Here is an 11,271-nt window from a genome sequence, read left to right as displayed (position 1 = left end):
ATGGCCACTCACAGCTGCATATATCAATACGACATATATCGAGTTCACAGCCAGCTTCACGACCACCAGCGACACTATCTATTAAAGCTTCTTCAATGATCTCTACTTTTTCATTTTGATTATTCATTTTTATCACCTTTAGTTGTTAAAATTTTATTATTGAACAACAATAATTACTTGACTGTTATAATATAAATTATTAAATAACCAACTTATTATTTATAACCAGTTTTTTAATATCTAACTAACCTATAACCTCATACATATTTAGCTACATTTAGTCTTGCATAATCTTGGAACAAAGAAACAACCATATATGCGAAAACCTCTTTACCTGTAGCACCATAGATATATTCAAATAACGTCTGTTCAATTAAAGCTAATTTGTCATTATCTTGATAATTATGATGACTCCATTTATTAACTATCTTAAACACATTTATAAATAGCTAATATTCATACCAGCAATTCAGTACATGCTAAGTACAATTTAATTAAGCGCGACAATCGACACTTTCGCTAGGATAATAAAGGGAATCAAACAGGTATACAGAGGTAATAAACGGTGGGGATAAATATAAATAATTATCTATAAAATCATTATGGTAGGATTAAAACATACCTAAAAACGTCCTAATTATTATACAAACCAATTAGGCGTTAAAACAAAAATGCGACCCCAACATGGATCGCATTTTAATAGCAACAATCATAATTAAGCCGTTTGATGAAACTCTAACACATTCATATCTGGATCTCGTACAAACAAAAACTGAGCACCTGTTTCAACTTTTATTGGCCCACCACTAATCTCAAGACCTAATCCAATAAGTTGTTGTTCTACCATAGCTAAATTATCAACTTGTAAAGCGATATGAGTAAAGCCGGCATATTTATCAGTCACATCCATTAGCATATTAACGCCATCATCAATATTGCTATTTAAGATAAAATTAATATTGATACCGCTAGGGTGTACCATTACCGCAACAGGCTCAGGACCAATCGGCCCAACAATAAATTCAAAGCCTAACTTTTGATAAAACTGGCGACTACGATCTAAATCATTCACTCTAAGACCAACATGATTAATTCGAGTAATGGCTAACATATTATATTAATCCTTAATAATTCAGTTTTTTTAACCTTGTTTCGGCAATACATACCTTCTTATTATTTATCATATGACTAATAGATATAACATAATTAATCTCAGGCAAACGTCCTTGATCATATTCATCAGCAGCTACAGTCCAAGTCACAGACTTCTCACCATGTTGCTCTGAAATATTACAAGCAGACACGGCACCATCAATGGTTGAAAAATTAAATTGTTCACCATCAATATTAAGAAAATGAATTTGGCAATGATACTCACCAGTATTCGCCATATAGTCATCTATTTCATAATCAAAATTGATTTGGTAGGTATTTTTAGGAAATGACACCACATGTTCAACATAAACATTTGATATCTCTGCAGAGCTAAAACCTATTAGCTGTTTAAAATCATCAATGTAACTAGCACAAGCAATAACTTGTGTAGCCATCAATAAACACAAAAAATGTCTAAGCATGTTACCCCTCGCTCAATTACACCCTACGTATCCCTGTAGCGCTTATTATCAGTTATGCAATACATACTACCATCTTGATTATATTTTAATCAATCCGTGTATGGTTCAAGTATGTTTTACTCATATAAAAAATAATAAACATAAAGATACATATCCCAATGTAACTGCCACATGCATTTTTTTTAGCATAAATAACTACAATACAAACGTTATTCTACTCAAAAACATATCGTTATTATTTACACTCGTTATGCCTGAATAAATGCATATTTACTACCCTTCAAATATAGGATAAATACAACAATTCGATATTTTTCATTTGATTATCAGTAAAAAACATTAACTTGGTATCGATTTATTAGTAGTAAAGTGTTACAAATATGCAACTTATATAATTAATTGCTTATGGACAAGATTAATGGCTTTAACTGAAAACATACTGCTTATTCAACCAACCAACTTATCGCAAATCGCATTAATGATGTTACTGACTCTGATCCCAATTAAATTTGCAGCGGAAATTGTAGGAGCACAATTAACTAGCCTAATAGCTTGCGTCACAGCCGCTATATTAGCTGGCTTATGTATTTTTGTAGTTATTTCATTCTTTAAAGGCGTCATCACCTTACCATTAATATTTACAGGGTTATTTATTATCTATTGGCGGGTATTACAACCCACGTTGAAAGGCGCATTTATGTTGACTTGTTTAGTGGCACTAATACAGGTTGGCATGTTACAGGTCATGGAGCGGGTGGTAATCTAAAACTAAGATGAATATTACCTTATCGTTTAAAAATGATAACTTCTAACTTGTCCATTGTAAGCCAAGCAATCGTAAATACGACGCTGCTGCACACTTGATAACGACTCAATATCAAAAAAGCCATATTGACTATGTTCATGACTCAATAAAATATTGTCTTGAGTTAGCTTCGCTTTAAAAATAAATACTTGTGATTGATAATGAGCGTGATAGTAAACTCCTGAAAGGTAATCAATAGTCACAGTTTGTCCTAACTCTTCTAGACATTCCCTAACAAGTGTTTGGTGAATGGTTTCCCCAACATCAATAGCACCACCTGGAAGTCCCCAACAACAATCACCATAGGTTGCTTTAAGTAATAATACTTGCCCAGTATCATTGAGAATAACAGCATGACAACTCAATCTAAATTTATCGTTATAAGCCATCGTTTTCTCCCTTTTAATCCATTAATTTCAAATAAGGTAAACCTAGCTGCCGCATCTGTTGTTGGATCCAACTTGAACGCTGTAACATATATGCCGATGGTGGTTTTATTTTATACCCCCAAGGATTAGGTAAAATTGCAGCCAGTAATGATGCTTGATAGGCCGTTAACTTAGCCGCTGGTACTTGAAAATAATGTTGGGCGGCGGCCTCCACGCCATAAATACCTGGACCAAATTCAATAATATTCAGATAAACTTCTAAGGTTCGAGATTTATCCCACTCAAGTTCAATCACGAAAGTAAACCATGCTTCAACCGCTTTACGAAAATAGCTTCGCGACGACCATAAAAACAAATTTTTTGCAGTTTGTTGAGTAATCGTACTGGCACCACGAATCTGATCACTACGTTCATTATGTTCAAATGCCGCCATAATTGAGCCAATATCAAACCCAAAATTTTCAGGAAATGTTTGATCCTCAGAGGCAATAACCGCTAATTGCATTTGGGGCGAGATATGTTGCAAATCAACCATTGATGCTGTACTTTGGCTGCTGCATGGGGCGTTGAAAATGAACGGATTATTTTCCAACTCCAAGTCGGAGGATTAATAAATCGTAGTACTGCAACTAAAGCCATAGAAAGCACTATCCATAGCAATAGCAACTTGCCAATAACACCAAAAAATGTGTTTCTTTTACCCAATTTACTCAAGTGATAACCTTAACTCTTGCTCAGCTTAACTATAATGTTAATGGAAAAGCGACTGAGTGACACTTTTTGATGTTAAATTGATAACCATAAGGTTGAGCATCATCTGGCACTATTTCTAAAATTTCAAAATCATTAAGCTCAACCACACTACTATTATCGCTCTTTTGACAACGACTATAGCTATCGCCTTCATAATGATAAGCAAAATTTGCAACTAACAGTTTTACCCAATATAGATAATTCGTTTTTACCTGATGTTCAGCTACATCGATATTTTCTGAAAGATTTGTTGTTTCAACCTCTTTGTTACCACTGTTATCTAAAGCAACCAATCTAGTATTGTTAATGGTAAAAAACTCAGCCTGCTCGTACTCACCAAATATAGATAATATATTGATTAATAGAATAATTTTAACAATCGTTAATCGGATAAAATAAGGCTGCTTAAGAAAATTCATCCCAAAATAATGAAGTGGTTTTAATAGCAACATTAATAGTATTGCTAACATCACAATAAAGATAATCACCAATAACATAGTCAGTGAAATAAGTACTATTAATACAGGCAGATAAAGCAGTAAACCAAAGTTATGAGTATATATAAATTCCGAGGCTGAAACGCCGGTGACCTCATTAACAATCATTGCACTAAAGGCTAAAGCGAAATTGGCAATAGCCGCATAAAAAAATAGAATAACGGCTTTACCTATTAAGGTGTTCCATAAACTAACGAACTTAGGCCAATACTCTATAACTAAACCAATAACAGTTAATAATGCCGATAATTTAACTTGAAAACAGAACAAAGAAATAATGGCAATTAAATAACACCTCTTCGCCATGCCAAGTGATAGCCATATTTGTTTTGCTTTTAATATTGTAGGATGATTTTGTATTTTACCTTTCGCTCTCGATAATTGTAATACTATGTTATTTATAGTTTTTTTCATCATTACCATGTTATCAATACTATTTGCACGTGACCTATTAGTAACAATAAACATACTCCACATTCAACTACTTCATTATTGTTTATTATTTATCTACAGTTTAATTTTTCATGCAATTTACAACACGTTAGCTTCTCGTTACAGATTGGAATATATCCAATATAGCGTAAAATCGCCATCTTTATCAATTTGTATCACTATGACAGCAATCTCCCACAGACCTCCTAGCTTTAATGAATCTGCACTCGTTGTAGGCGCAATTACCTTTGGATTAATGTTTGGTATTCTCGCCTTACACTTAGATGTTCACATTTTACTCATTTGTGCAGTTGTATTTACCATGCTAATGAGCTGGCGCTGCGGCTATAGCCTCAACCAACAGATTGAACTCATTGGTGAGAGTCTTAAAAATGCGACAGGGGCAATGTTTGCTTTTATCCTTATCGGTATGATTATTGGTGTGTGGATTTTGGCTGGTACAATTCCGGCGTTGATCTACTACGGCCTTAATTTTGTATCTGCACAATATTTTCTCCCTGCAGGATTTTTAGTATGTTGTGCCATCACTTATGCTACTGGAACAAACTGGGGAGCAGCGTCAACCATTGGTGTTGCATTAATTGGAATGGGCCTTAGTTTAGGATTCCCACTGCCTGTCATCGCTGGCATGATCATTTCTGGCGGAGTATTTGGTGTTAACCTATCACCAGTATCTGATGTCACCATTTTAGCCTCAGCAACTGTAGGTAGCCAAGTTCAAGATCATCTGAAATCACTAAGCCTTGTCGGCATACCAACTGTCTTTATTGTGACCATTATTTATTACTTTATGGGTAATCACTATATGGGTATGGAAACGGGGGGTGTTAGTCATGTAGACCAATTACAAACAACCTTAACCCATATTTTTAATATCAGTCCTTGGGTGTTGCTACCGATTGCTATCACACTTGGATTAACCTTATTAAAAGTAGCCTCTCAAGTTGCATTATTTGCGGGCGTTGTTGTTGGTGGTATTTGTGCCATCTTGCTACAAGACCAATCCCTTGCCCAAATTTTTGCTTCACTCAACTATGGTTATAGTCATACATCAGGGGATGCACTTTTGGATAAACTACTTATCCGTGGCGGTATCCAAAGCATGATGTGGACCTTCTCATTGGCTTTTATTGCTCTTGGAATGGGTGGATTACTACAACACGTTGGCTTTTTGCATGTTCTACTGAAACAAATATTACCTAAAATCAAATCTAACCTTAGCCTAGTTGCAACGACATTAGCCACCTGTGTTTTAGGCAATATGGCCACCAGCGAAGTCTATATCTCAATGATTTTAAATGGCTCACTTTATAAAGAGGTATACCAAGAACGAGGTTTTTCACCGCAAATGTTAAGTCGGTTACTTAATGAAGGTGCTATGACTTCAGGCATGTTACTACCTTGGACGACTGCAGGTGCATTTATGACTGCAACATTGGGGGTCAGCCCTCTCGTATACGCACCTTATGCCGTATATGTTTGGCTGGTGCCATTAATAACCTTACTGCTGGTTGCGATAGGCAAAACTATTCTAAAACCAGAATCAATGCAGGCTGCAGCATGAATCAACAAACTAAAATAACGACTTGCGGTCTATGCAGTACAGGTTGCCGCCTAACGATAACCCAAACCGCTCCACAACAATATAAAGTTAGCGGTGATAAAAATGATCCGGTGACTCACGGTGCATTATGTAAAAAAGGCTTACACGCTATCGATTTAATGTTACACCCAGCACGCTTAACCCAACCTTTAAAACGTATAGGAGCAAGAGGCGCTGGGCAATGGCAACCCATTAGCTGGCAACAAGCTATAACAGAAACGGCTGAGCAGTTTAACCAAAGCCAACAACGCTATGGTAATAACAGTTTATTTTTTAGTTATGGTTACTCTAAAGACTTTATTAACACTCAACTACTTCGACTTGCTAATCATTGTAATAGTGTGAATATTCATGGGCCAGAAACAGTTTGCTGGGCACCGACTAAGTTTGGCCGGGAGTATACCTTGGGTTATAACCCGAGTAATGATGTTAATCAGCACACTGAATGCATTATTTTTTGGGGGGTAAATAAACATAATACTCGCTTTACTGATATGCCTGCGATTAACCAAGCGATCGATGCTGGAGCAACAACAATTTGCATCGACCCACAACGTAGTTATCATGCCAAACAAGCAGACTATTGGTTAGCATTAACCCCAGGCAGTGATTTGGCTCTTGCGCTAGCAATGCTTAAAATAGTGATTGACTCTAACCAATATGATCATCAATTTGTGAGCCAGTATTGCTTAGGATTTACTGAGTTATCTGAGCACTTACAAGCATTCTCACTCACAGAGCTTGCCAATCAATGCGGTGTTAATCTTGATTTAATTAAAGAAATAACAGAACACTATATTACAGCAAAACCAGCAATAATAATGAGTGGCAATGCTCTCGACCACAACCCCGACAGCTTGCAAGTTAACCGCGTAATCGCCATGTTAATGGCTATTTCAGGTAATCTAGAAATGACGGGAGGCCACAGCCGCCCACAAGGGGCCACATTAATCAATGGTCGTTGGCCTTATGATGAAAATGATGTCAATCACTGTGATGCAAAAGCCCGAGCTAATAGTGTTGGAACCCCAGCTATTCCAGAGTATTTCAGAGCAACGAGCCAAGGCTTAACTCAAGCGATGCTCACAGCCAAGCCTTACCCAATAAAAGCGGGCCTAATCGTTGGTAGCAACCCGCTACTAAGCTGGCCAGATAGCCAACAAGTAAAGCAAGCATTTGAGCAACTGGACTTTTTAGCAGTATCAGAACTATTTATGACACCTACTGCGTTAATGGCTGATATTGTTTTTCCAGCAGCAAGCTTTATGGAGTATCAAGGTATTAGCCAAGGTCAAGATGTCGATTCACTACCAAGAGGCAATGACTCAAGTTGGCGAAGCAAAAGCTGATATTCAAATTATTGCAGAGATTGGTCATGCAATGGGGGTTATGCCTGTTTATGATGAAGATCTATTCTGGCAACAAGCTTTATCGCCAAGTCCAATCAGTTTTCAACAATTAAAACAACAGGGCAGTTTATTACAAACACATGACCAGTCCGCCACCATTAGTTATCACTCTCACGGCTTCCCTACTGCATCAACTAAAGTTGAACTATATAGTGAACGACTGGCTAAGTTGGGATTAGATCCATTACCTATTTACCGACCTAATTTACCGGTAACAGAGCAATATCCACTACGTGTTACCACAGCAAAGCCAAGACATTATATGTTTTCTCATGGTCGGCAAATTAATGCATTAAGACAAGCTCACCCAATACCTTTAGTGCGCATTCACCCAGAACTTGCTGATGAATTTGGTTTGAATCAAGGCGATCTTGCTGCAATCGAAACTGCACCGAATAAAGTCATTTATCAAACAGTACAATTTGATGAGAATTTAACCGAGAATCTCATTGTCGCAGACTTAAGTTGGTGGTTTCCAGAACAAGGTGCGCAGTCACTTAATGGAGCATTCCAAGCTAATTACAATGTGTTAACCAGTAATAATGTTGGCCAACATAGTGATATCGGTAGTTTTTATATTAATGGTTTACCTTGCCGAATATATAATACCAATTCCATTAATAATGTGCTCTTTCAGCGGGAATTCAAAGCCCTGTAGGCAAGGTCAGTATTTGCTCCTCGATAACTGCTCCTGCGTTATTCTACCTCCTATATCCATATAGTCGTGCAATACAGACATTCGGCACATCCATGTGCCTTGCAGAGGCTTGAAGCTAATAGTTATTCTCGGCAACAAGCTCCTGCGTTGCTCTCGATAATTGCTCCTGCATTATTCTACCTACGTCCATCCATGGACTAGTACCTTCTGCATCCATGCAGTCGTATATCGAGAGCCTCCAACGTAGCATGAAGGGCTTTGAAACCCGCACTACGTGAGCCTCTCAGACCTTCCACTTCTGCTTTGCATTGACTTAAAAGGGAATAACCATTTCTTCATCAATGCGCCTTGAATTGAAAAGTCTGAGTGGCTCTGAATTGATCACTTATTTAGTGGAATTGGTATAAAGCATAAGCTCAATTTAGCTCATAAAAAAAACCGCGAATATTCGCGGTTTTTTATGACTAAGTCAGCATTTAAGCAATCTTTTCAGCACTCACACGAATAGTTGGCACAGCAATTTCATTTTGCGCTGCAATCAATTGTAGCTCGTATTCATTCACGCTAAAGGTTTTTAATAATACAGCGTCAACCGCAGCATTCATACGCTCAAAAGCAACGATAGGCTCGTGTCCTGCCATTAAATTCGCCAGCATAATACCACTGATTAAATCACCTACCCCGACAGGCTGACGTTCAAACTCATAAAGTGGGCGACCAATAATATAACTGCCCTCTTTTGTTGTCAGTAACATCTCAAAACGGCCATGATCACGCGCAGCTCGACTTAAATGCTTAACAACAACAACCTGAACCCCCTTAGCTAATAAAGACTGACTCGCTGCAATTGCTTGCTCAATAGTGTCAATACGTTGATTAGTTAAGGTTTCAAGTTCGAGTAAATTAGGGGCAATCACATCAGCAACAGCCAACGCATCATTCGCTAAGAACTCTGAGACCCCAGGAGCAACAATGCAACCTTTTTCAGGATGACCCATCACAGGATCACAAAAATAAATCGCATTTGAATTTGCAGCTTTAACTTTAGCGACCGCAGTTAGAATTTCAGCACCTTGCTCCGCAGAACCTAAGTAACCACTCAGTACAGCATCACATTTAGCGGTTGCACCAATAGCCTCTAATCCTTCAACTAACGCCTCAATATGTCCAGCAGGCATGGCGATACCTTTAAAACCTTGCTGATATTGCGTGTGATTAGAAAACTGGACCGTATTGATAGGCCAAACTTCCATACCCATACGGCGCATAGGAAAAACTGCAGCACTATTGCCTGCACAACCGAATACAACATGAGATTGGATCGATAAAATTCGCTTCATGGTAAATACCTTAAAAAATAAGTGCCTGCAACGGCGGCCTGTCATATACTTTTGTTGTATTCAACTAGGCATCAAGGCGCGCATTATAGCGCAATAAATTTATAAATCGAGGTTGTTTTAATCTTCAAAAAAACAGCCTAATCGTCGTAATATTGCAGGTTCCATGCTTGCTTGATATGGCTTCAATTGTGCAATTAAAGCCATAAAACACTCCCTTGCAACGAATCCATCAAGCGCTGCATAAAGCTGTTGTTCATTGGTCAATGGTATTGCTTGCCAATTAGATAAACTCAATTGCTTACTTTTAGCCAAAGTGCATTGTAAAACCTGAGAAACAATCGCTTTAGTACCCAATTGTTTAGCCCCACCTAATTGTTGCATTAGCCACTGTAGATCAAATCCTGCTCGTAAACTTATAGCTAGATCACGTTGCAGTTGATATTGATCTTGGCGTAAACCAATCCCCACCTTCGTAATTTTATCGTTATTTAAAATATCGGCTAACAAAGACAAATCACTAAGTTGTTCAATTTGAAATAGATAACAAACATTTACATCGGCAAGTTGAATTAAACTAATAGGATACTGCCGACCTTTTTCAAAACTGGCTCTAGTTTCAGTATCAAACCCTAATATATTGGCTTGATTTAAGTTATCAATGACTTGCTGCATATTATGATCATCAACAAGAACAATCTGTTTATCGCCTACTTGATATTCAGGTAACAGTTGTAATTGCTTGGCTGATAATCGACTCACTAATTGCATTTTAAAAATTAGATAGTCATATTTAGGTTGATGTAATTGAAAAAAATCAGCTTCAGCCTGCAATAATAAATCGATATATTGCTGTGAATCTTTACCTAAATATTGTGATAAGCGACCTTCTCGGCCTCCCGTTAATAACTGCAACAATAAACTCATTATCCCTATCACTCATGCTGGATATATAAAGCCATCATAATACTAAGATTAATCTGTATGGTATCTAATTGTTTTAAAGATAATTATCAACTGACCACAAATATATTTAGATTAACTAAAATACACTGGCATTTATTGTATTTGAGACTAAAATCGCTACATATGTATCAGTTTCGCGACAATTTTGCTCAAAGGAGCACAATCCATGAAAATGCACTGGGTAGCCCTAAGTTTAGTCACCTTATTATCTGCATGTAGTAGCTCACCTCAAGTACCTAAACAGATAGAAACAATGGATCTCAACCAAATTGTAGAGAGTTATCCATTAACACCCGCTAATATCCAAATGTACCAATATGGCTATGATCAGGCTTGTAGCAGTGCACTTACTGGTGAACCATCGCCTGATAGTGCATGGTTAACAGCACCTAAAAATCATGGAAGCCAATCTGCATTTATTGATGGCTGGCGACACGGCTACAAACGTTGTCAAAATGGCTTAGGCCCTGCACAAATTCCGGCACAATCTGCTAAATTACCAGAGGCCCAAACGCCTCCAGCTTTACCGCCTGTACCAACTCACACTAAACCTGTTGTTATTCATTACAAAAATATTAGTCAGTATGGTTATGACCAAGGATGTAAAAATGCGCTGCAAGGTACACTAAATGCAGATAAAGATTATGCCCAAGCACCAAAAGGGTTAGCAGGAAGCAAGCAAGACTATATCAATGCATTTAGTAAAGGCTTCCAAAAATGTCGTATTGGTTTAGGTCCTGTCATTATCAATAAACAGTAGTCAATGAACTATTACTTAGGATAAGGAGAGATAGTTATCCTCCTTATCTATTATTTCTCACTTC

The 11,271-nt window shown here is 37.4% G+C and carries 11 protein-coding genes and 1 pseudogene; 5 read left to right on the top strand and 7 right to left on the bottom strand.

The window, feature by feature from the left end; all coding sequences use genetic code 11:
- Window positions 1-715 precede the first annotated feature (715 nt).
- Both JCM15074_RS09195 and JCM15074_RS09190 read right to left on the bottom strand, forming a co-directional pair.
- Window positions 716-1,111, bottom strand: coding sequence for a VOC family protein (locus JCM15074_RS09195; protein ID WP_025820931.1), 396 nt, complete (start codon window positions 1,109-1,111; stop codon window positions 716-718).
- A 13-nt stretch (window positions 1,112-1,124) separates the two neighbouring features.
- On the bottom strand, window positions 1,125-1,577 hold the full coding sequence (locus tag JCM15074_RS09190; protein ID WP_148300768.1) for a hypothetical protein: 453 nt from the start codon (window positions 1,575-1,577) through the stop codon (window positions 1,125-1,127).
- Window positions 1,578-1,995: 418 nt separating this feature from the next.
- Here JCM15074_RS09190 and JCM15074_RS09185 point away from each other — a divergent pair, with 418 nt between their 5' ends.
- Window positions 1,996-2,343, top strand: a complete 348-nt coding sequence (locus tag JCM15074_RS09185) for a hypothetical protein (protein ID WP_025820929.1) — start codon at window positions 1,996-1,998, stop codon at window positions 2,341-2,343.
- A gap of 26 nt (window positions 2,344-2,369) precedes the next feature.
- On the opposite strand, the gene JCM15074_RS09180 is transcribed toward JCM15074_RS09185, so the two are convergent.
- The 3 genes and pseudogenes from JCM15074_RS09180 to JCM15074_RS09170 form a co-directional block, all read right to left on the bottom strand.
- Window positions 2,370-2,771, bottom strand: a complete 402-nt coding sequence (locus JCM15074_RS09180) for an NUDIX hydrolase (RefSeq protein WP_025820928.1) — start codon at window positions 2,769-2,771, stop codon at window positions 2,370-2,372.
- A gap of 13 nt (window positions 2,772-2,784) precedes the next feature.
- Window positions 2,785-3,485: pseudogene (gene mtgA / locus JCM15074_RS21665) on the bottom strand (monofunctional biosynthetic peptidoglycan transglycosylase).
- Window positions 3,486-3,514: 29 nt separating this feature from the next.
- Complete coding sequence (locus tag JCM15074_RS09170) at window positions 3,515-4,489, bottom strand: hypothetical protein (RefSeq protein WP_025820927.1); 975 nt, start codon at window positions 4,487-4,489, stop codon at window positions 3,515-3,517.
- On the opposite strand from JCM15074_RS09170, the gene JCM15074_RS09165 reads away from it, so the two are divergent.
- From JCM15074_RS09165 to JCM15074_RS09155, 3 genes are read left to right on the top strand one after another with little or no spacing between them, the layout of a single operon-like run.
- Window positions 4,413-6,038, top strand: a complete 1,626-nt coding sequence (locus tag JCM15074_RS09165; RefSeq protein ID WP_084266984.1) for a Na+/H+ antiporter NhaC family protein — start codon at window positions 4,413-4,415, stop codon at window positions 6,036-6,038. The genes JCM15074_RS09170 and JCM15074_RS09165 overlap by 77 nt on opposite strands.
- Window positions 6,035-7,426 carry a molybdopterin-containing oxidoreductase family protein gene (locus tag JCM15074_RS09160; RefSeq protein ID WP_025820925.1) on the top strand — a complete coding sequence of 464 codons (1,392 nt, stop codon included), beginning with the start codon at window positions 6,035-6,037 and terminating at the stop codon, window positions 7,424-7,426. Before JCM15074_RS09165 ends, JCM15074_RS09160 begins: the two co-directional genes overlap by 4 nt.
- Window positions 7,374-8,144: a molybdopterin dinucleotide binding domain-containing protein gene (locus tag JCM15074_RS09155; RefSeq protein ID WP_084266983.1), complete on the top strand. Its 771-nt coding sequence runs from the start codon at window positions 7,374-7,376 to the stop codon at window positions 8,142-8,144. Before JCM15074_RS09160 ends, JCM15074_RS09155 begins: the two co-directional genes overlap by 53 nt.
- 476 nt (window positions 8,145-8,620) lie before the next feature.
- On the opposite strand, the gene pdxY is transcribed toward JCM15074_RS09155, so the two are convergent.
- Both pdxY and JCM15074_RS09140 read right to left on the bottom strand, forming a co-directional pair.
- On the bottom strand, window positions 8,621-9,484 hold the full coding sequence (pdxY, locus tag JCM15074_RS09145) for a pyridoxal kinase PdxY (RefSeq protein WP_025820923.1): 864 nt from the start codon (window positions 9,482-9,484) through the stop codon (window positions 8,621-8,623).
- 117 nt (window positions 9,485-9,601) lie between these two features.
- Complete coding sequence (locus tag JCM15074_RS09140) at window positions 9,602-10,408, bottom strand: 3'-5' exonuclease (protein WP_025820922.1); 807 nt, start codon at window positions 10,406-10,408, stop codon at window positions 9,602-9,604.
- A 205-nt stretch (window positions 10,409-10,613) separates the two neighbouring features.
- Here JCM15074_RS09140 and JCM15074_RS09135 point away from each other — a divergent pair, with 205 nt between their 5' ends.
- Window positions 10,614-11,207: a hypothetical protein gene (locus JCM15074_RS09135; protein WP_025820921.1), complete on the top strand. Its 594-nt coding sequence runs from the start codon at window positions 10,614-10,616 to the stop codon at window positions 11,205-11,207.
- Window positions 11,208-11,271 lie beyond the last annotated feature (64 nt).

Origin of the sequence: Shewanella marina JCM 15074, assembly GCF_000614975.1 — a bacterium.
Classification (GTDB): Bacteria; Pseudomonadota; Gammaproteobacteria; order Enterobacterales; family Shewanellaceae; genus Shewanella; species Shewanella marina.
Note: the sequence above shows the minus strand (reverse complement) of the source record. Positions and strands in the feature narration are given on the sequence as shown.

What these genes read in the sequence shown, in the direction of transcription:
- JCM15074_RS09185 (WP_025820929.1), top strand. Translation starts at nt 1,996, where the DNA reads ATGGCTTTAACTGAAAACATACTGCTTATTCAACCAACCAACTTATCG.
- JCM15074_RS09190 (WP_148300768.1), bottom strand. Translation starts at nt 1,577, where the DNA reads ATGCTTAGACATTTTTTGTGTTTATTGATGGCTACACAAGTTATTGCT.
- JCM15074_RS09155 (WP_084266983.1), top strand. Translation starts at nt 7,374, where the DNA reads ATGTCGATTCACTACCAAGAGGCAATGACTCAAGTTGGCGAAGCAAAA.
- JCM15074_RS09140 (WP_025820922.1), bottom strand. Translation starts at nt 10,408, where the DNA reads ATGAGTTTATTGTTGCAGTTATTAACGGGAGGCCGAGAAGGTCGCTTA.
- JCM15074_RS09180 (WP_025820928.1), bottom strand. Translation starts at nt 2,771, where the DNA reads ATGGCTTATAACGATAAATTTAGATTGAGTTGTCATGCTGTTATTCTC.
- JCM15074_RS09160 (WP_025820925.1), top strand. Translation starts at nt 6,035, where the DNA reads ATGAATCAACAAACTAAAATAACGACTTGCGGTCTATGCAGTACAGGT.
- pdxY (WP_025820923.1), bottom strand. Translation starts at nt 9,484, where the DNA reads ATGAAGCGAATTTTATCGATCCAATCTCATGTTGTATTCGGTTGTGCA.
- JCM15074_RS09165 (WP_084266984.1), top strand. Translation starts at nt 4,413, where the DNA reads ATGTTATTTATAGTTTTTTTCATCATTACCATGTTATCAATACTATTT.
- JCM15074_RS09170 (WP_025820927.1), bottom strand. Translation starts at nt 4,489, where the DNA reads ATGTTTATTGTTACTAATAGGTCACGTGCAAATAGTATTGATAACATG.
- JCM15074_RS09135 (WP_025820921.1), top strand. Translation starts at nt 10,614, where the DNA reads ATGAAAATGCACTGGGTAGCCCTAAGTTTAGTCACCTTATTATCTGCA.
- JCM15074_RS09195 (WP_025820931.1), bottom strand. Translation starts at nt 1,111, where the DNA reads ATGTTAGCCATTACTCGAATTAATCATGTTGGTCTTAGAGTGAATGAT.